Here is an 18,861-nt window from a genome sequence, read left to right on the forward strand (position 1 = left end):
GCAAGATGAGGAAGCGGACCGTCCATGCTGCGATTCTTGGCAATGCGCATAGCGTCGGCGATACCGGTCCTCGCCATCTTGAGTCTCGTCACCTTTGCCATCATCCAGGCGCCGCCGGGCGATTATGCCGACTACATCCGCTCGCAGCTGATCAACCAGGGTGGCGCCTCCTTCGCCCAAGCCGACGCTCAGGCCAACGCATATCGTATCGAACATGGCCTCGATAAGCCGTTGCCCGTCCAGTATCTCAACTGGATCGGCGGCATCGTCACCCGCGGCGATTTCGGCTACAGCCTTTATTACAACAAGCCGGTTGCCGACGTCGTCGGCGAGCGCCTGCCGCGCACACTGTTGCTGGCGCTGGTCTGTCATCTCCTCGCCTCGGTGCTGGGCATCACCTTCGGCATATGGGCGGCGACCCGGCAATACACCTGGATCGACTCGACGCTGTCGGCCATCTCCTTCCTCGGCATGACGGTGCCGCGCTTCCTGATGGCGCTGATCATCGTCTATCTCCTGGTCTTCCAGTTCAACGTGTCCGAGATAGGCTCGTTCTTCTCGCCGCAATATGGCGGCGCGCCATGGTCGTGGGGCAAGTTCGCCGACCTCGTCAAGCATGTCTGGCCCGTGGTCGCGATCGCCACCTTCGGCGGCCTCGCCTACAACATGCGCGTCATGCGCGGCAATCTGCTGGATACGCTCAACGCCCAATATGTCGAGACGGCGAGAGCCAAGGGCCTGACCGGCAGCGCCGTCGTCATGCGCCATGCCGTGCCCAACGCACTGCATCCGCTCGTCATGTATCAGGGCGTGGTGCTGCCCTACATGCTCACCGGCGAGATCGAGACGGCGATCATCTTCGCGCTGCCGACCGTCGGCCCGGCGATCGTCGGCTCCATGGCGGTCGGCGACGTCTACGTCACCGCGACTTTCATGATGGTGCTGTCGGCGACGCTGATCGTCGGCAACATCATCGCCGACATGCTGCTCGTCCTGCTCGATCCGCGCATCCGTCAATTCGGGGAGAGCTAGATGCTGGCGCGCGATCCGTCACCCCCATCGCTGCCGGCCGAAGCGCCCATCGCAGCCATACCGGCGCGCGGCAACGAGAGCTACATCGCGCTTGTCTGGCGCCGGCTGAAGCGCTCCTGGACCGGCATGGCCGGGCTCTGGCTCGTCGTGCTGCTGCTGGTGATGGCGGTATTCGCCGAGTTCGTGGCGCCGATGGATCCGAAGGCGACCGATGTCGGCTTCGCGCCGCCGCAAGTGCCTTCCTTCCACGACAGGGACGGCAATCTCGTCATGCGGCCGAGGGTCTATGCACTCGCCGATTCGGCGGATCTCGATCCGGTCACCTTCCAGCCCATCGTCGGCCCCGACTACGACCATCCAAGGCTGCTCGGCTTCTTCGTCGAGGGCGCACCCTACAGGCTCTTCGGGCTCATTCCGGCCAACCGGCATTTCTTCGCCTCGATGGACGGCCTGCCGGTGCATTTCCTCGGCACCGACAAGTTTGGCCGCGATGTCCTGTCGCGCGCCATCCACGGCTCGCGGGTCTCGCTGATGATCGCGCTGACGGTGGTCTTCATCATCACCGTCATCGGCACCACCGTCGGCATGGTCTCCGGCTATTTCGGCGGCCGGTTCGATGTCTGGATGCAGCGCTTCGTCGAACTGGTGCTCGCTTTCCCGCAACTGCCGCTCTATCTGGCGCTGACGACGTTGATCCCGGTCACCGCGCCCACCAATGTCTTCCTCGCTTTCGTCATCATCGTCATGTCGGCATTGGGTTGGGCACAGATGTCGCGCGAGGTGCGCGGCAAGACGCTGGCGCTGGCGCGGATCGAATATGTGCGCGCCGCCATGGCGGTTGGCGCCACCGACCGGCGCATCATCATGCAGCACATCTTCCCCAATGTGATGAGCCACGTGATCGTCGCCGTGACGCTGGCGATCCCGACAGTGGTGCTCTTGGAATCTTTCCTCGGGTTCCTCGGCTTCGCGGTCAAGCCGCCGCTGATCTCATGGGGGCTGATGCTGCAGGATACCGCGACCTATTCCGTCATCGGCACCTATCCCTGGATCCTGTCGCCGGTCGGTTTCGTACTCGTCACCGTCTTTGCCTTCAACGCGCTGGGCGATGGCCTCCGCGACGCCGTCGACCCCTATTGAGGTGGCAGGAATGACCGTCGCGCTCGCCGAAACCTTCGCACCTGCCGTCCGCCACGACCATGACGGGCGCCAGGGCGAGCCGATCATCGATGCCCGCAACATCGAGGTCGCCTTCAAGGTCGAGCACGGTGTCGTCGAGGCGGTCAAGGACGTCTCGTTCCAGCTCTATCGCGGCGAGACGATCGCCATCGTCGGCGAATCCGGCTCCGGCAAGTCGGTGACGGCGCGCACCGTCATGGGGCTGCTGTCGCGGCGCGCCACCGTGTCGCCAAGATCGAGCGTCTGTTACGACGGCCAGAACATCCTGAAATTCGCCGAGCGCGACCGGCGCAAGCTGCGCGGCGACCGCATCTCGATGATCTTCCAGGAGCCGATGAGTTCGCTCAATCCCATCTACACGGTCGGCAGCCAGATCGTCGAGGCGATCAGGGTGCACCGCAAGGTGGGCCGCAGGCAAGCCTGGGCGCGGGCGCTCGAGCTGCTGCGGCATGTGCAGATCCCCGAGCCGGAAGCGCGGCTCAAGCAATACCCGCACCAGCTCTCCGGCGGGCAGCGGCAGCGTGTGATGATCGCCATGGCGCTCGCCAACAATCCAGACGTGCTGGTCGCCGATGAGCCCACCACAGCGCTCGACGTCACCGTCCAGGCGCAGATCCTCAACCTGATCCGCAATCTGCAGAAAGAGCTGCGCATGGCGGTGATCCTGATCACCCATGACCTCACCGTGGTGCGCAAATTCTCCGACTACGTCTATGTCATGCAGCACGGCGAAATGTGCGAGCACAATGTCACGGAACGGCTGTTCGCCGATCCGCAGCATCCCTACACCAAGCGGCTGCTGGCTTCCGAGCCGCGCGGACGGCCGCAACCGCTGCCGGAGGGCAGTGGCACCATCCTCGAGGCAAGCGGCGTGCGCGTCTGCTTCATGCTGCGCCACGGCACCTTCCTGAAACCGGACTGGCGCGAGCTGGTCGCCGTCGACGATCTCGGCCTCAAACTTTGCCGCCACGAGACGCTGGGGCTGGTCGGCGAATCCGGTTCCGGCAAGACCACATTCGGCCAGGCCTTGCTGAGATTGATCGACGCCAAGCGCGGCGAAATCCGTTTCGACGGCCAGCCGATCCAGGGCCTGTCCCGCAACGAGATGCGGCCGCTGCGTTCGCGCATGCAGATCGTCTTCCAGGATCCCTTCTCCTCGCTCAATCCGCGCATGACGATCGGCCAGATCATCGAGGAAGGGCTGATCGTCAACAGCATTGGCGCGACGCGGCGCGAGCGGGTCGAGCGGGTGCGCGAGGCACTGGTCAGCGCCGGCATGCCCGGCGATATCCTGTCGCGCTTTCCCCACGAATTTTCCGGCGGCCAGCGCCAGCGTATCGCCATTGCCCGTGCCATCGCGCTCGAACCCGAATTCATCTTGCTCGACGAGCCGACCTCGGCGCTCGACCTCTCCGTCCAGGCCCAGATCATCGACCTCTTACGCAAGCTGCAGGACGAGCGCGGCCTGAGCTACCTCTTCATTTCGCACGACCTGAAGGTGGTGCGGGCGCTCTGCCACCGCGTCATCGTCATGCAGCACGGCAAGATCGTCGAGCAGGGGCCTGTCGACGAGGTCCTCTCCAATCCCAAGACCGCCTACACCGAACGGCTCGTCAGGGCCGCTTTCGACGTGGCCTGAACATAGCCGGAGGTTAGCGTGGCAAAAAATCCCAGGATCACTTTCATCGGCGCCGGCTCGACGGTGTTCATGAAGAACATCGTCGGCGACGTGCTGCAGCGCCCGTCGCTGTCGGGCGCGACGATCGCTCTGATGGACATCAATCCGCAGCGGCTGGAGGAGAGCGCCGTCGTCGTCAACAAGCTGATCGCGACGCTCGGCGTCAAGGCGAAGGCCGAGACCTACTCCGACCAGCGCAAGGCACTCGCCGGCGCCGACTTCGTCGTCGTCGCCTTTCAGATCGGCGGCTACGAGCCCTGCACGGTCACCGACTTCGAAGTGCCGAAGAAATACGGCCTGCGCCAGACGATCGCCGACACGCTCGGCGTCGGCGGCATCATGCGCGGCCTGCGGACCGTTCCGCATCTGTGGAAGATCTGCGAGGACATGCTCGCCGTCTGCCCCGAAGCGATCATGCTGCAATACGTCAACCCGATGGCGATCAACACCTGGGCGATATCGGAGAAATACCCTGATATCAAACAGGTCGGCCTCTGCCATTCGGTGCAGGGCACGGCGATGGAATTGGCGCACGATCTCGACCTTCCCTACGAGGAAATCCGCTATCGCTCGGCGGGCATCAACCACATGGCCTTCTACCTGAAGTTCGAGCATCGGCAGGCGGACGGCTCCTACCGCGACCTCTATCCCGATCTCGTACGCGCCTATCGCGAGGGCCGCGCGCCCAAGCCCGGCTGGAATCCGCGCTGTCCCAACAAGGTGCGCTACGAGATGCTGACCAGGCTGGGCTTCTTCGTCACCGAGAGCTCGGAGCATTTCGCTGAATACACGCCCTATTTCATCAAGGAGGGCCGCCCCGATTTGATCGAGAAATACGGCATTCCGCTCGATGAATACCCCAAGCGCTGCATCGAACAGATCGAGCACTGGAAGGACCAAGCGCAGGCCTATCGCTCGGCCGACCGTATCGAGGTCGAACCGTCCCGGGAATACGCCTCCTCGATCATGAATTCTGTGTGGACCGGCGAACCCTCGGTGATCTACGGCAATGTCCGCAACAATGGCTGCATCACCTCGCTGCCCCGCGATTGCGCCGCCGAAGTGCCGTGCCTTGTCGATGCCTCAGGCATCCAGCCGACTTACATCGGCGACCTGCCGCCGCAACTGACGGCACTGATCCGCACAAACATCAACGTCCAGGAACTGACGGTGCGGGCCCTGATGAGCGAGAACCGCGAGCATATTTATCATGCAGCGATGATGGACCCGCACACATCGGCCGAACTCGATCTCGACCAGATCTGGTCATTGGTCGATGATCTCCTGGCCGCTCACGGCGACTGGCTGCCGGCCTGGGCGCGCGTGAAGCGCAAGACGGAAGCGGCCTGATCAGAGCATGTCGCCGATGGCCGCTTTATTTCGGCTCGTCGGCGTCCGGCTCTTCCTCGTCGTCACGGGCCTTGATGACATAGGCGCCCTTCAGCCAGCGGTTGAGGTCGATGTCCTTGCAGCGCGTCGAGCAGAATGGGTAGGTCTCCCGCGCCGAGGGCTTGCCACATTCGGGGCAGGGGCGCTTGGGGCGCAGCGGGGTCACTTTGTCGTCGGGGCTCATAGCCGTGGGGACAATCAGTTTTGATGGATCTTGAAGCCTTCGCCCGACAGCAGCGCCACCGTCTCGTAGAGCGGCAAGCCGACGATGTTGGTGTACGAGCCGACCAACTTCACGACGAAGGCGCCGGCGAGACCCTGGACGGCGTAGCCGCCTGCCTTGCCACGCCACTCGCCGGACGCGACATAGGCGTCGATTTCCTCGCGCGGCAGCCGCTTGAAGCGAACCCGCGTCTCGACCAGCCGCTGGCGCAACTTGCCGCCCGGCGTGATCAGGCAGATGCCTGAATAGACCCGGTGCGAACGGCCCGACAGCAGGCCGAGGCAGTTGGCGGCATCATCGAGCGTCTCGGCCTTGGGCAGGATGCGCCGCCCGACCGCGACCACCGTGTCGGCAGCCAGCACGAAGCTTGGCGCATGGTCCGTCTCGGTCTTCAGCGACGCGAACGCTTTCTCGGCCTTTTCCTTCGACAGCCGCTTGGCCAGCGAACGCGGATGCTCGGCACGCAGCGGCGTCTCGTCGATATCGGCTGGCAGGATGCGGTCCGGCTCGATGCCGGCCTGCTGCAGGAGTTCGATACGGCGCGGCGAACCCGAGGCAAGCACCAGCTTCTGCAAAATGCTCATCGCGTTCCGGCCGAGCCCTGATCTTACTTGAAGCGGTAGGTGATGCGGCCCTTGGTCAGGTCGTATGGCGTCATCTCGACCAGAACCTTGTCGCCGGTCAGCACGCGGATGCGGTTCTTGCGCATGCGGCCGGCCGTATGGGCGATGATCTCGTGTTCGTTTTCGAGTTTCACCCGGAACATCGCGTTGGGCAGCAATTCCGTCACGACACCCGGAAACTCGAGGACTTCTTCCTTCGGCATTCGATACCTTTGCTTGGATGGCAATTCCAGCGCCCCGGCTGGAATTTCGGCGGAACCTATATGATAATCGTTCGCTTGTGAACACGCTTAATCCGGATGGTCTGGAGCGACGAACCTGCCGCCGATCCGGGCTTTCAGCCGCTCGCGCACGTCGCGATAGCTGGCCATGATCTGCTCGCGCGTGCCGCTGGCACCGGTCGGGTCCGGTGTCGGCCAGTATTCGACCTCGACGGCAAGCGAGCGGGTGAGCTCCAGCGCGGCATGGTGCGCCTCCGGCGCCAGCGTCACGATGAGGTCGAAATAGTCATCCTCGAGCTCGTCCAGCGTCCGTGGATGGCGCTCGCCCAGCGTGAGACCGTCCTCGGCCAGCACGGCATCGACGAACGGATCCCGCTCGCCGGCGCGCACACCGGCCGAAGCGACGAAGATGGTGGCGGGCAGCATCCGGCGTGCCAGCTGCTCTGCCATCGGCGAGCGCACGGCATTCATGCCGCACAGGAACAGGATCGAGCGGGGCAGGGTAGCCAGGATTAGCCCCGCCAGTGCAGCACGCAGACCAGCGTGAACAGCCGGCGCGCCGTATCGAAATCGATGTCGATCTTGCCAGAAAGCCGGTCCATCAGCGTCTGCGAGCCTTCATTGTGCAAACCCCGGCGGCCCATGTCGATCGCCTCGATATGGCTCGGTGTCGAGGAGCGGATGGCGTCGTAATAGCTTTCGCAGATCATGTAGTAATCCTTGACGATGCGCCGCAGAGGCGTCAGCGACAGGATGTGGGTGACGACCGCGGTGCCGTCCTCGCGCGCCACGGCGAACACCAGGCGCTGCTCGGCCAGCGACAGTTTCAGCCGGTAGGGACCGGCGCCGCTGTCGTTGACGGGCTGAAAACTGTTCTCCTCGATCAGGTCGAAGATCGCCACCGCCCGCTCATGCTCGACATCGGGCGTCGAACGGCCGATCGATTCATCGAGTTCGACATCGATCAGTTTTGCGCGGGTTTGATCGGAGCCCGTCATATCGGCCTACATATTCAGCCGGATGGTGACGGAGCGGCCATGCGCGTCGAGCCCTTCCGCCTTTGCCAGCGCGACCGCCGCGGGCGCCAGCAGGCGCAACTGTTCCGGTCCGAGCTTGAGGATCGAGGTACGCTTGACGAAGTCGAGGACCGACAGGCCCGACGAGAAGCGCGCCGAGCGCGCCGTCGGCAGCACATGGTTGGAGCCGCCGACATAGTCGCCAATGGCTTCCGGCGTATGACGGCCGAGAAAAACCGCGCCGGCATTGCGCATCCGCGACAGGAAGCCCTCGGCGTCGTCGATTGCCAGTTCGACATGCTCGGCGGCGATGCGGTCGACCAGCGGCAATGCCGCGTCGATCGTTGGCACCAGGATCACCGCGCCGAAATCGCGCCAACTCGCCGACGCCGTCTCGGTTCGCGGCAGGCTCTGCAACTGGCGCTCGACCGCCTGTTCGACCGCCTTGCCGAAAGCCGGCTCGTCGCTGATCAGGATCGATTGCGCCGACGCGTCGTGCTCGGCCTGGGCGAGCAGGTCGGCGGCGATCCAGTCCGGATCGTTGCTGCCGTCGGCCACGACGAGCACTTCCGAGGGGCCGGCGATCATGTCGATGCCGACCGTGCCGAACACCTGGCGCTTGGCCGCCGCGACATAGGCATTGCCGGGCCCGACGATCTTGGCGACCGGCTTTATGGTCTCGGTGCCATAGGCAAGTGCCGCTATCGCCTGCGCGCCGCCGACGCGGTAGATCTCGGACACGCCTGATATGTCGGCCGCCACCAGCACCAGCGGATTGATGATGCCGCCCGGCGCCGGCACGACCATGACGATGCGCTCGACGCCGGCCACCCGGGCGGGCACCGCGTTCATCAGCACCGAGCTTGGGTAGCTTGCGGTGCCGCCCGGCACGTAGAGCCCGACCGCCTCGATCGCCGTCCAGCGCCAGCCGAGTTGGACCCCGGCGGCATCCGTGTAGCGATCATCCTTGGGCCGCTGCCGCTCATGGTGGGAACGGATACGGTCGCGCGCGAATTCAAGCGCTTCGACCGCCTTCGGGTCGGCCGTTTCGTAGGCGGCCGCAATGTCTTCTTTCGACACCGCAATGCCGAGGCTGTTCAAATCGGCACGGTCGAATCTTTGTGTGTAGTCGATCAGCGCCGCATCGCCCTCGGCTCGCACGCACGCGATGATCTGCCGCACGGCGGCGTCGACGTCCTCGGAGACTTCCCGCTTGGTCAACAGGAAAGCGGCGAAACGCTGCTCGAAATCGGCATCGGACTGACGAAGCGTGATGGCCATCGGATACTCAAGCCTTGTGGACGGGGCGCGACGTGGCTTCCCACGCGCCGCCGACATCGGCAAGGCGGGCCTCGATGCACTCGACATCGAGCATGATGGTGCCGCCACCGGAAAAGATCAGCTCGACGATGCCGCCCGGCTTGCTGATCTCGATGAAGCTGATCGCCAGCAGGGACAGGATCTCGGCCGGCTTGTCGCGGGCTATGCCGTTAGTCTTGGCGCCGAGCACCCGGTCGAAATGCAGTACGGCCTGCCGCCGCTCATTGTGCTGGCGAAACAGGCCCGACTTTGCCTCCCAGACAAAGCGGTTCATTGTCAGCACGAAACGCTTGGCCGAAGGCAGGAATTCGAGGTCCGAAACCTTCATCACGGCGTCCTGGACATGGGCCGAGACAATGCTCAGATCCTGATCGTCGAGCGCGATGAGCTTGAGGGCTGCCATGCTGAAGGTGCACCTGAAAGTTGGTTTAAGCCCTCTGTTAGGCGGTCTTTCCGGTCGGTGCAACCGCAGCACGGAATCCGGCCCAAGCAATGAACTGGCGGCGCCTACGGCGGAACCGCTGATCTCCCCCGCAAAGGGGGAGATTGGATGTGGCTTCGGCTTTCGCCAATCGCCAGCGCTGGAAGGCAGTTGCCTTACGCCGAAATCCGCTCGATCACCGCGCCGCAGTTGGAGAGCTTCTCTTCCAGCCGCTCGAAGCCGCGGTCGAGATGGTAGACGCGGTTGACCGTGGTCTCGCCTTCGGCGGCCAGGCCGGCGATGACCAGCGAGACGGAAGCGCGAAGATCGGTGGCCATAACCGGCGCGCCTTTCAGCTTCGCCACGCCGTCGACGATCGCCGTCTGGCCCGAAAGCGTGATGTGGGCGCCGAGCCGGGCCAATTCCTGAACATGCATGAAGCGGTTCTCGAAGATCGTTTCTGTGATGCGCGACTTGCCCTTGGCCATCGTCATCAGGCCCATGAACTGCGCCTGCAGATCGGTCGGGAAGGCCGGGAACGGCGCCGTCGTCACGTCGACCGGCGAAATGCCGGCGCCGTTGCGCTTGACGCGGATGCCGGAATTGGTCTGCGTGATCTCGGCGCCCGTCTGGGCGATCACGTCCAGCGCGGTCTGCAGCAATTCGGGACGCGCGCCTTCGAGCACCACGTCGCCGCCGGTCATGGCGACGGCCATGGCATAGGTACCGGTCTCGATGCGGTCGGGGATGACGCGCACGCGGGCGCCCGAAAGCGCTTCGACGCCGTCAATGGTGATGGTTGGCGTGCCGGCGCCGGAGATCCTGGCGCCCATGGCATTGAGGCATTCGGCGAGGTTGACGATCTCGGGCTCGCAGGCGGCGTTCTCCAGCACCGTCTCGCCCTTGGCCAGCGACGCCGCCATCATCAGCACATGGGTGGCGCCGACCGAGACTTTCGGGAACACGTAACGGTTGCCGACAAGGCGGCCGTTCCTGGTCTTGGCGAGCACATAGCCGGTGTCGACATCGATGTCGGCGCCCAGCGCCTGCAGGCCTTCGAGGAACAGGTCGACCGGACGCGTGCCGATGGCGCAGCCGCCCGGCAGCGACACTTTCGCCTCGCCCATGCGGGCCAGCAGCGGCCCGATCACCCAGAATGAGGCCCGCATCTTCGACACCAGTTCGTAAGGCGCCGTCGTGTCGACGATGTTGCGGGCGGAGAAATTGATGGTGCGCGAATAGCCTTCATTCTGCTTCTCGCGACGGCCATTGACCGAATAGTCGACGCCGTGATTGCCGAGGATCCGGATCAGCTGCTCGACATCGGCCAGATGCGGCACATTTTCCAGCGTCAGCGTGTCGTCGGTCAACAGCGAGGCGATCATCAGCGGCAGGGCCGCGTTTTTCGCGCCCGAGATCGGAATGCTTCCGGCAAGCTTGTTGCCGCCGACAATTCTGATGCGATCCATGGAAAACGTCCCTCTCGGCCAGAAAAGGCCGGTTCAATCGTTTGAGTATCGGTCCGTCTAGACCATTGGCCGGCGTGGTTCAAGAAATAGGATTTCGCCCACCCTGGCCCAAGAGTGGCCGATTTGAGTTAATCTTTTTGTATTTCCTTGGCTCCGCCGAGCCCCTCCGGCCGCTGGTCGGCTTCCCCGGCGCGCCGCTTGTCGGCGTCGCCAGTGAGGCGTGAGCGCGACTGCGCCTTGCGCTTCTGCAGATTGGCCCGCAATTGCTCGGCGAGCCGGTCCTTTCGGTCCGTGCCGCCCTTTTTGGCTTGATTTGTCTTGTCGTTCATCGTCCCGTCCCGCCTGCCTGTCGGCCGACACCCATTCAGGGATAGCCAACATTGTGGCGCCGCCATGTCATTAAAAGCTATCCGGCAAAGGCTTTAACAGAAGCGTTGCACTTGGCCTTGCGCTTGCCGGTTCGATATGGCAGAAGCCCGCCATCAGCGGCTGCGGTAGCTCAGTGGTAGAGCACTCCCTTGGTAAGGGAGAGGTCGAGAGTTCAATCCTCTCTCGCAGCACCATCCTATCTCGTTGAAATCGCTGTAGCCCTTGACATGCAAGGCTCTCTGTCCATTCTGATGTTACAAATGGTGTAACAAATTGGACCAAAGACTCGTGCCTGGGCGTGTTCTGCATCTCCTCAATCGCAACGGGCGGTATTTTGCTCGGCTCGTTATTCCGAAGGACCTCAGGCCGTTCATGGGCGGAAGGAGCGAACGAAGGAAGGCGCTTGGACCGGACTATAGAGCGGCGCTTAAGGCGCTTCCAGGCGCTGTTGCGACCATTCAGCACGAGATAGCGCTCGCCGAGCGCCGTGCAGCGGCAGCAGGCCAAAGCGCGGCCACATCTGGTCGGTATCCGCTCGCAGGTGACCAGATCGCTTTGCGTAATTACCAGATCCGTCTCGCCCAAGACGAAGCACTTCGAAATTCGAGCTCGCAATGGGCCTCGGTTTCTGTCGACGATTTGCTCGTTGCCAGATTGCGGCGAGGCATTGCAGGCCAGCTATCTGACGATGATTTGGCCGACTTGGTCGAGCATCGAATCGAGCGCTTCCGGCAAATAGGTAACACGACGGCAGCGTTCGGATCCGACGAATGGCGATCTCTGGCCCGTTATATCTGCGTTTCGGAATACGAAGCCCTGGCGCGTGTTGCCGAGCGCGACGAAGGCGACTTCAGTGGCAAACCTTCTCACCCGATGCTGGCGAACGCACAGCCCGAAGCTGACCCGCTGCCGCCTGTCTCCCTCAAAGGTCTCTTTGCTGAATACATCGTGGCAAAGAAGCTGGTTGGCAAGGCGAGGGGAACCGAGAAACGGTGGCGACCGGTTTTCACTGATCTAGCGAAGTTCGTTCGCCACGATGATGCCCGCCGATTGACGAAGAAGAATTTGACGGACTGGCGAGACGAGCTGCTGAAGAGTCTGTCGCCTAAAACGGTTGCCGACGTTTACCTGGCAGCGGTGCGCTCGGTTCTAACTTGGGCAGTTGAGAACGATCGATTGGACTCGAACGCCGCAGAGAAAGTTCGGCAGGAAGTGCCGAAGGGTGCTCGCAATCGTGAAAAGGGATTCACCGGCGAGGAGGCTGTAGCAATCCTTATCGCCGCCCGCGATCACGTTCCCGCCGTCACCGACAACACGGCAACGATGGAGCTCCGACAAACGACGGCCGCCAAACGTTGGGTGCCCGCTTTGTGCGCATTCAGCGGCGCGCGTGTGACCGAAATCACCCAGCTTCGAAAAGAGGACTTCCGTGAGGAAGACGGAGCACACGTGATGCGTATCAGGCCCGAAGCTGGCACTGTGAAGGCGGGCGGGTATCGGGACGTGCCGTTGCACTCACAGTTGATCGAGCTGGGCTTCCTCAACTTCCTCCAGGCAGCGCCGGCAGGGCCACTATTCTATCGCAACGGCAAAGGTCGGGATCCGATCAAGGCCGCGCGAGCGACGGCGGGCAGGATCAGCGAATGGCTCCAAGGGGCAGGATTGATCCCGGAAGGTGTCCAACCGAACCACGGTTGGCGGCACCGCTTCAAAACGGTGGGCGAGGAAGAGGGAATTTCTAAGCGAGCCATTGATGCAATTCAGGGTCACGCTTCAACAACCGCCGGTGACAACTACGGTGACGTTACTCTGAAAGCCAGGAAAGCCGCCATCGATCGATTTCCGTCCTATGACCTCAGCGCAAATCCGCAAACTCCACAAGGCTCAAGTAGTGGCGCTGCAACATTTTCATAATGCCGGCACTTGAGCTTGAGAAGGTAATCTCGAAGAGCTTGGCGTTGCCGGTGAGCAGGCCTCGAATGTTCTTCACATCCCACGAAATCCCCATTTGGCCGTCGCTATAAAGAAATTAGCAGCGCATCAAAGCTGCGATTTCAGAGGAAGTGACGATGAGTAGCAATCAGGGGAAACCCTATGCGGGCACCAGGCTCGCCAAGTATCTTGAGAAGCGCATCCTGGAGCTGCGCCCGAAGAAGACCCAGATCGCGATCGCGAGCGAAGCCGGATTCGTAAACCCCAATATGCTCGCCATGATCAAGGCTGGAACAGCCAAGCTGCCCCTCGACAGAGTAGCGGCTCTGGCAACCGCCCTGGAATGCGATCCGGTGATGCTCTTCCAGTTGGCGCTCGAACAGCTCGGCGGCGACACCACCGAGCTTGCCGTCAGGCAAATCTTCGGAACCTTGGTCACCGAGAACGAAGTGGCTTGGCTCGAGGAAATCCGTCGCGCATCCGACAACTCCAATCCGAGCCTCACCTCGAAGGCGCGGTCTGCCATTCGTGGGATCTTCGGCAAATGAGAGGCAACCGGGGCCTACCTGCCGAAGGCTGTCGCCGGGTCGCCCATATCCGGGACCGTGAGATTACCTCCAACGAGCGCTTCTGGCTGGAGGTAATCAGGCTCGCATCCTGGGATTCGGATCCGGTGCCAACGCTTGAACGCGTGCAGAATCTCCGGATGATCTTCCAGACTCGTCCGTAGTTCCGCCTCCCACACAATTTCGCGCGGCCAAGCTACCGCTTACCGCGGCAGGCTGTGCTGCATTCGCAGCAGATACATACGGATTCTGGACCTCATGAAAAACAGAGATGGATTTGATCCTCGCTGGAATGGGAAATCCATTCCCAAGAAACACTGGCATTTTCATCAGCAGCTTTTGGCCCGATACGGCCTTGTTCTCGCACCGGGCGAATTCTCGCAGATGCTCCGTGACATTGAAACCGGCCGTGCGACAGTCATCGAGCGCCGACCTCCAGACAGCACTGTCTACATGATCCGGAACACCCGGCTATGGGAACGCTATTTCGTTCTGGTGACGAACGGTCACATCATAACCGCCTTGCCACCCAGCAAGCGGCTGAAGAGGCTCAGAAGGGAGATGCCTGAATAGTTCGTCTCACTCCCCGGGAAGTATACTACTTTACCGCGCTCCGTCGGTCGCCAGGAGAGCATCGTTGATCGCTTCCGCCAAATCACTTCCAACCCGTTGAAATCCCAGGAGCCGCGCTACTGCCCGGGTCAAATCTTCGGGTAACATGCCGCCACTTTCTGAACGAATGCGCTGAGCTGCGGCGGCTATTTCTATCGGTGGAAGATAGGCGGCCTTAAGCAGGCTGCCGGTTTCGGCAGAGCGGTCGCGGACCGGTGGGTTTTGGGCTTGTTCTTCTGTTAAAAGGAATGATCCCATCCATCTCAGCGCGTGGTCTGTTTGCGTGGCAAGACGCGCGGCACGCCCTGCCGCTTCGGCAATACGGTTGCCGGCCCGCGATTTGCCGAAGGCCGAGGTTATGCGCCGCGCCACCTCGTCGATGTGGACCGGCCCTTCGATCCCGACAATTTTCGCGACGAGGTCAGCGAGCTGGGCAACGGAAGCCTCATGCGGCTCAACGCTGGACCGCACGGAAAGCTCGGCACGGACATAGGCCGGAGCCGTCAAGGTAAGGTGGTCGAATTCGACCGATTCCTCTGCAAAGGCCTGCTCGGGCGGAGTCGGCAGGAAAACCCTGTGATTTGCTCCACGCACGCGAATGCCGTCCTCAACTGCCCGCCTCGCCTGGTCAAGTGCTGCAGCCAGCCTCTGCATCTCACGAGCACGATGATGGAACCAATCGGTGCTCCAGATGCGATGGAACCCCCAACCAAGGTTCTCCAGGACATCCTGACGCAAACGATCACGTTCACGCGCCCACAGGGCTGCATGGTAGGCGGCACCATCGCATTCCACCGCGAGCAGATATTGCCCCGGATGATCGGGATGACGCACGCCAAGGTCGATTCGGAACCCTGCCGTCCCAACCTGTGGATCAGCCAAATAGCCGAGTGAACGGATTGCTGCGGCGACATCTTCCTCGAACGGGCTGTCGGCATCGAGGGCGCTCAACACGCGCTCCTCCATGATGCCGGTCTTGGCAAAGTCGAGGAAGCGTTTCAAGACCCGCGGACCTTCACGTTTGCTGCGTGCCGGGTCGATATGGCCTGGGTCGAAGGAAGCGAACACCTCGCAGCGAACTCTCGCACGGGAGAAGAGGACGTTTAAACGCCGCTCGCCACCTTCACTATTCACTGGTCCGAAAGACATAGAAGCCAGCGGTCCGTTGGGCTCCTGCGGTCCATAGCCCACCGAGATCAGGATGACGTCACGCTCGTCACCCTGCACGTTTTCAATGTTCTTGACGAACACATCTTCATGTCGTCCCTCGCGCAGGAAGCCATCCAGCACATGATCGTGACGGCGCTCGAGTTCGAGCAGCTCGGTAAGCATGTCCGCCTGCGCCTTTGAGAAGGCGACGACTCCGAGAGAAAGGTCCGGCCATGCTCGGGCGTGTTCCGCCATCCCGCGCACGATGGCTTGTGCCTCGATCCTATTAGTGCCCTGGCGGCCAAGTCCGCTGCCGCCGCGTGCGTATACGCCTGGAACGCGTCGGAACTTCAGTCCATAGTCGTCGTCGAGTTGCAGCGGCGAGGGTGGCAGGACAAGGTTATCGCCGTAGAATTCGGCATTCGACACCCGGATCAACGATGGATCGCGTGACCGATAATGCCATTCCAACATTCGCGAACGGAGGCCGCGTGCCTCACACAGCGACAAGATGCTTTCCATGTCAGCTGCGGTGGCGCCGAGCGGCGCATCCTCGTCCTCATCGTCAATATCCTCAACATCGTCGACCAGACGGTCGAAGAACGAAGTCGGGGGTAGTTGCTTTTGGTCGCCCACCACCACGATCTGGCGGGCACGGGCGACGACACCCAAGGCATCTTCGGGACGAATCTGGGATGCCTCATCAATCACAAGAAGGTCGACGGTCACACTGTTGGGCGGCAGGAACTGGGCGACCGAAATCGGACTCATCAGCATTACCGGCTTGATGCGTTGCACCATGCTACCCGCATTCTTCATTACCCAGCGGATAGGTTTATGGCCTCGCTTACGTCCGATTTCACCGCGGATGATACCCATCTCTCCCATCGTGCCGCGTGGCATCTGCTCGAAATGGCGTGACAAGATCAGGGTCTTTGCAGTCTCGATGCGATCTTTCTCGAGCTTGCGGAACAGATGCACGAGGTCGTGCCGATCGAGCTGAGGTAGCGTGTTCAATTGAGGTCGTGCGGCACGTGCTGCGTTCCAGCGGGCCTCTGCGCAGGCATAGGCAAACTCGCGTTCGGATTCGTGGGGCGCGAGACGCTCCTCGTCTACCGCGGTGACGATCGCCCCAGCTCCATTGCCGAATACCGTGGTGATGCTGCGCGCAAGTGCCGCCCAGTCCCCATAGCGTCCTGTGTCGGCCGACATCTCGGCAAAAGCGTTCGCCAGTTCGGACAGCGGAGCCGTTTCGAGCGAATCGCCGATTGCCGCTTGCCCAAGATCAAGCTGCAATCGGGAAATCGGTGCTTCCACTCTTGCGCGGCAAGCCTCGATACGGGCCGCGAGGTCGCGCGCGGCGGCGCGGGGATCCGGAAATGCCGCCAGCGCTTCCGTGACGTGAGCTGCCTCGGTAACTGCCCCCGACTGCCTGATCCCTGCCAACCATTCGCTGATGGCAAGCAGGGCTGCGAAAGGTGTGCGCTCACCGCGCCACACGGCGCCAAGGACCGTCTGCAGCCAACCCTCTTCCTCGGCCAGGCGCTTGCGTCGGTTCTGGACTTCTGCCAGCTCGTCGACCAGCGCCAGTCGCTCTGTGGGTGCTTTAGGCAGCGAGCCAGACAGAAGGCTGGCCAATTCACCGGAAGCACGCCGATAAGGACCAAAATGCCGTGCAAAGAAGGAGCTCTGGCCGCGCACGATTGCCTGCCGAATCGCGCCGAGACTGGCGTCCCAAGCCGGAGTCGCGAACTTTCCTGCTGCGGTGGCTTGAGCCGCCGACCAGTCTGCCCCAGCCCGCAACGCTTCGGTCTGCCGAGGTTGGTCCGCATTCGGAAACAGCGCAACTACTGATGCCGCTGCCCCTGTCGGGGCCGATCCGAATGCCTCGATCCCTGCGCCAATCGCCGAGATCTCGGCCAGCGTGCGCGGCTCGGGCTGGTGAAGTGTCTGCGCAAGGTGTGCCGCCGCGCTGCACAGCTCCGAGATCGCGTTTGTCGCTGCGGCCAATTCATTCGCGAGGCGCGCCAAATCGGTGGGTTGCAGATCGAGGGCCGTAGTTCCACGGAACGGATGCGCCTCAGGCTCACCGGCAGTTTCGAGCGCCGCCACGAACCCGGATATCGCCGACAGAGCCCGTTGGCGTGCCTCCCGTGTCAGCGTAGCCAGGCCTTCCTCGGAGATCGAGGGTGGCTTTGCCCCCTGGCCTATGAAACCGATGATTTCCGAGATCGCACGAAAAGGGGTTTCGTTGCTCGGCGACAGAGGCGTGTGCAAAAGCGCCGTGATCCGGTTCAACTCGTCGCGCGTGAGGCGAAGCTGGGCGGGATCGGCAGCTCCCGGCAAAGCTCGAGCACTGGCCATGAGCGTTCGGCCGAGTTCTTGCGCCAGAGCTTTCTTGTTGGCCGTGCGCGAATGCAATTCCAAGCAGATGTCGCGCAGTCCTGCCTTCACGAGACGGTCATGCACGACCGAAAGCGCCGCCATCTTTTCGGCGACGAAAAGCACTGACTTTCCGTCATGAGCCGCCGCTGCGATGATATTGGTGATGGTCTGCGACTTGCCGGTTCCCGGCGGTCCCTGCACAACCAGGCTTGCACCTCTCCGAACCTCTTCAATCACCTTGGTCTGTGAGGCATCGGCATCGATCACCTGGATGATCTGCGCCGGGTCGAGGCGGTCGTCGAGCTTGTCATCGGGTCCAAAGAGCGGTGTATCGGCCTCGAACCCGTCAGCCAGAAGCCCGGCAAGCAAATCGTTATCGGCGAGCGTGCCATCCGGCCAATTCGCCTGATCGAGATCACGGTGCATGAGTAGCTTGGCGAAGGAGAAGAAGCCGATTTGCATGCCGTCGGCATCGATTGACCAGCCCGATTGAGCCGAGACTGCCTCGGCCACGAGCGCGTAATACTGCGATGGGCTCCACCCTTCAGCCTCTTCGATTTCCGGCAGGACGATCCCGAAATCCTGCCTCAGCCGCTCCTGCAGAGGCAGGTTGGTGGTGACGTCATCGTCGCGGGACAAGATATCGAAGGTCGAGGTGCGCTCGTTGCGCACCAGTTGCACCGGCAGGAGGACCAGCGGCGCCTCACGCAGGATCTCGGATGCCGGGCTCTCGCGCCAACGCAGGAAACCCATGGCCAGATAGAGGATGTTGAGACCCTGTTCTTCTTCCGCCGTCTTCGCATCATGAGCCATGCGCAGGAGACGCCGTGCCAGCGCTTCGGGGCCAAGAGGCGTCTCGATGAAATTATCGTTATATCTTTCAGAGCCGGCTTCGCCATCATCGTCGGACGAGGCGAGCAGCATTTCCTGCCCTTCCTCTGCCTTGTCCTTGCCCATCGCCTTGAAGCGCATGCGCTTGCCTTGAATGCGCAGGAGCGCGAAAATGTCGTCGGAGCGTTCGTTGATCGCGTTCAGACAGTTCGCCCGCTGATTGGCCCTGTTGACGTGGATCAGCCGGTTTCGCGTCCCGGTTTCGAGGAGCTTGCGCCTCGCCGCCTCCAAAACCCTGGAAATCGCCTTTGTATTGACTTCAAGCATTAGTCTGATCGCGAAATTCAGGATTGCGGACCGAAAATATTCCGGCGCCGGCAACAGCACAGTTGCCGTCGCGCATCGCGCGCATCATTAAGGTGTTAGCCATCCCAACCCCCTTTTTC

At 62.3% G+C, this 18,861-nt stretch carries 17 protein-coding genes and 1 tRNA gene; 8 read left to right on the forward strand and 10 right to left on the reverse strand.

The annotated features are described in order from the left end of the window. Nucleotides 1-24 precede the first annotated feature (24 nt). Genes X741_RS161205 through X741_RS161190 form a run of 4 tightly spaced genes read left to right on the forward strand, consistent with a single transcriptional unit; the run spans nucleotide 25 to nucleotide 5,239 of the window. Nucleotides 25-1,032: an ABC transporter permease gene (locus X741_RS161205; protein ID WP_023776479.1), complete on the forward strand. Its 1,008-nt coding sequence runs from the start codon at nucleotides 25-27 to the stop codon at nucleotides 1,030-1,032. Continuing rightward, on the forward strand, nucleotides 1,033-2,172 hold the full coding sequence (locus tag X741_RS161200; protein ID WP_023776480.1) for an ABC transporter permease: 1,140 nt from the start codon (nucleotides 1,033-1,035) through the stop codon (nucleotides 2,170-2,172). Between the two features lie 10 nt (nucleotides 2,173-2,182). Then, nucleotides 2,183-3,850, forward strand: a complete 1,668-nt coding sequence (locus tag X741_RS161195; protein ID WP_023776481.1) for an ABC transporter ATP-binding protein — start codon at nucleotides 2,183-2,185, stop codon at nucleotides 3,848-3,850. Between the two features lie 18 nt (nucleotides 3,851-3,868). Continuing rightward, complete coding sequence (locus X741_RS161190) at nucleotides 3,869-5,239, forward strand: alpha-glucosidase/alpha-galactosidase (RefSeq protein WP_023776482.1); 1,371 nt, start codon at nucleotides 3,869-3,871, stop codon at nucleotides 5,237-5,239. Nucleotides 5,240-5,264: 25 nt separating this feature from the next. Here X741_RS161190 and yacG read toward each other — a convergent pair whose 3' ends face one another. The 9 genes from yacG to X741_RS01000000166270 all read right to left on the reverse strand — a co-directional run bounded on the left by yacG (nucleotide 5,265) and on the right by X741_RS01000000166270 (nucleotide 10,900). Continuing rightward, the gene (yacG, locus tag X741_RS161185) at nucleotides 5,265-5,462 is read right to left on the reverse strand and encodes a DNA gyrase inhibitor YacG (protein ID WP_023766678.1); all 198 of its coding nucleotides are present in this window, start codon (nucleotides 5,460-5,462) and stop codon (nucleotides 5,265-5,267) included. Nucleotides 5,463-5,476: 14 nt separating this feature from the next. Continuing rightward, nucleotides 5,477-6,085: a Maf-like protein gene (locus tag X741_RS0134040; RefSeq protein WP_031249788.1), complete on the reverse strand. Its 609-nt coding sequence runs from the start codon at nucleotides 6,083-6,085 to the stop codon at nucleotides 5,477-5,479. 23 nt (nucleotides 6,086-6,108) lie between these two features. Further along, nucleotides 6,109-6,327 carry a translation initiation factor IF-1 gene (gene infA / locus X741_RS161180; protein WP_006200926.1) on the reverse strand — a complete coding sequence of 73 codons (219 nt, stop codon included), beginning with the start codon at nucleotides 6,325-6,327 and terminating at the stop codon, nucleotides 6,109-6,111. A gap of 87 nt (nucleotides 6,328-6,414) precedes the next feature. Next, complete coding sequence (locus X741_RS161175; RefSeq protein ID WP_084018304.1) at nucleotides 6,415-6,870, reverse strand: low molecular weight phosphatase family protein; 456 nt, start codon at nucleotides 6,868-6,870, stop codon at nucleotides 6,415-6,417. Further along, nucleotides 6,858-7,343, reverse strand: coding sequence for a UPF0262 family protein (locus X741_RS161170; RefSeq protein WP_023776484.1), 486 nt, complete (start codon nucleotides 7,341-7,343; stop codon nucleotides 6,858-6,860). The genes X741_RS161175 and X741_RS161170 overlap by 13 nt, the downstream gene beginning before the upstream one ends. Nucleotides 7,344-7,349: 6 nt before the next feature. After that, nucleotides 7,350-8,642, reverse strand: coding sequence for a histidinol dehydrogenase (gene hisD / locus X741_RS161165; RefSeq protein ID WP_023776485.1), 1,293 nt, complete (start codon nucleotides 8,640-8,642; stop codon nucleotides 7,350-7,352). A gap of 7 nt (nucleotides 8,643-8,649) precedes the next feature. Then, nucleotides 8,650-9,084, reverse strand: a complete 435-nt coding sequence (locus X741_RS161160) for a DUF2948 family protein (RefSeq protein WP_023776486.1) — start codon at nucleotides 9,082-9,084, stop codon at nucleotides 8,650-8,652. 194 nt (nucleotides 9,085-9,278) lie between these two features. Beyond that, nucleotides 9,279-10,571 (reverse strand): UDP-N-acetylglucosamine 1-carboxyvinyltransferase, encoded by a 1,293-nt coding sequence (gene murA, locus X741_RS161155; protein WP_013893698.1) that lies wholly within the window; start codon nucleotides 10,569-10,571, stop codon nucleotides 9,279-9,281. A gap of 128 nt (nucleotides 10,572-10,699) precedes the next feature. Further along, the gene (locus X741_RS01000000166270) at nucleotides 10,700-10,900 is read right to left on the reverse strand and encodes a hypothetical protein (RefSeq protein WP_023776487.1); all 201 of its coding nucleotides are present in this window, start codon (nucleotides 10,898-10,900) and stop codon (nucleotides 10,700-10,702) included. Between the two features lie 159 nt (nucleotides 10,901-11,059). Here X741_RS01000000166270 and X741_RS161150 point away from each other — a divergent pair. The 4 genes from X741_RS161150 to X741_RS1000000169525 all read left to right on the forward strand — a co-directional run bounded on the left by X741_RS161150 (nucleotide 11,060) and on the right by X741_RS1000000169525 (nucleotide 14,011). After that, nucleotides 11,060-11,134, forward strand: a tRNA-Thr gene (locus X741_RS161150). 79 nt (nucleotides 11,135-11,213) lie between these two features. Beyond that, the gene (locus X741_RS161145; protein ID WP_023776488.1) at nucleotides 11,214-12,854 is read left to right on the forward strand and encodes a tyrosine-type recombinase/integrase; all 1,641 of its coding nucleotides are present in this window, start codon (nucleotides 11,214-11,216) and stop codon (nucleotides 12,852-12,854) included. 155 nt (nucleotides 12,855-13,009) lie between these two features. Continuing rightward, the gene (locus X741_RS161140; RefSeq protein WP_023776490.1) at nucleotides 13,010-13,420 is read left to right on the forward strand and encodes a hypothetical protein; all 411 of its coding nucleotides are present in this window, start codon (nucleotides 13,010-13,012) and stop codon (nucleotides 13,418-13,420) included. Nucleotides 13,421-13,696: 276 nt separating this feature from the next. Then, a complete protein-coding gene (locus X741_RS1000000169525; RefSeq protein WP_023776492.1) occupies nucleotides 13,697-14,011 on the forward strand; it encodes a hypothetical protein in 315 nt (104 codons plus the stop codon). A 30-nt stretch (nucleotides 14,012-14,041) separates the two neighbouring features. Here the strand turns inward: X741_RS1000000169525 and X741_RS161135 are convergent, their stop codons facing one another. Continuing rightward, complete coding sequence (locus X741_RS161135; RefSeq protein WP_023776493.1) at nucleotides 14,042-18,742, reverse strand: DUF3320 domain-containing protein; 4,701 nt, start codon at nucleotides 18,740-18,742, stop codon at nucleotides 14,042-14,044. Nucleotides 18,743-18,861: the final 119 nt, after the last annotated feature.

This window comes from Mesorhizobium sp. LNHC221B00 (assembly GCF_000502935.1).
GTDB classification, from domain to species: domain Bacteria; phylum Pseudomonadota; class Alphaproteobacteria; order Rhizobiales; family Rhizobiaceae; genus Mesorhizobium; species Mesorhizobium opportunistum.

What these genes read in the sequence shown, in the direction of transcription:
- X741_RS161205 (WP_023776479.1), top strand. Translation starts at nt 25, where the DNA reads ATGCTGCGATTCTTGGCAATGCGCATAGCGTCGGCGATACCGGTCCTC.
- X741_RS161200 (WP_023776480.1), top strand. Translation starts at nt 1,033, where the DNA reads ATGCTGGCGCGCGATCCGTCACCCCCATCGCTGCCGGCCGAAGCGCCC.
- X741_RS161195 (WP_023776481.1), top strand. Translation starts at nt 2,183, where the DNA reads ATGACCGTCGCGCTCGCCGAAACCTTCGCACCTGCCGTCCGCCACGAC.
- yacG (WP_023766678.1), bottom strand. Translation starts at nt 5,462, where the DNA reads ATGAGCCCCGACGACAAAGTGACCCCGCTGCGCCCCAAGCGCCCCTGC.
- X741_RS0134040 (WP_031249788.1), bottom strand. Translation starts at nt 6,085, where the DNA reads ATGAGCATTTTGCAGAAGCTGGTGCTTGCCTCGGGTTCGCCGCGCCGT.
- infA (WP_006200926.1), bottom strand. Translation starts at nt 6,327, where the DNA reads ATGCCGAAGGAAGAAGTCCTCGAGTTTCCGGGTGTCGTGACGGAATTG.
- X741_RS161170 (WP_023776484.1), bottom strand. Translation starts at nt 7,343, where the DNA reads ATGACGGGCTCCGATCAAACCCGCGCAAAACTGATCGATGTCGAACTC.
- hisD (WP_023776485.1), bottom strand. Translation starts at nt 8,642, where the DNA reads ATGGCCATCACGCTTCGTCAGTCCGATGCCGATTTCGAGCAGCGTTTC.
- X741_RS161160 (WP_023776486.1), bottom strand. Translation starts at nt 9,084, where the DNA reads ATGGCAGCCCTCAAGCTCATCGCGCTCGACGATCAGGATCTGAGCATT.
- murA (WP_013893698.1), bottom strand. Translation starts at nt 10,571, where the DNA reads ATGGATCGCATCAGAATTGTCGGCGGCAACAAGCTTGCCGGAAGCATT.
- X741_RS01000000166270 (WP_023776487.1), bottom strand. Translation starts at nt 10,900, where the DNA reads ATGAACGACAAGACAAATCAAGCCAAAAAGGGCGGCACGGACCGAAAG.
- X741_RS161140 (WP_023776490.1), top strand. Translation starts at nt 13,010, where the DNA reads ATGAGTAGCAATCAGGGGAAACCCTATGCGGGCACCAGGCTCGCCAAG.
- X741_RS1000000169525 (WP_023776492.1), top strand. Translation starts at nt 13,697, where the DNA reads ATGAAAAACAGAGATGGATTTGATCCTCGCTGGAATGGGAAATCCATT.
- X741_RS161135 (WP_023776493.1), bottom strand. Translation starts at nt 18,742, where the DNA reads ATGCTTGAAGTCAATACAAAGGCGATTTCCAGGGTTTTGGAGGCGGCG.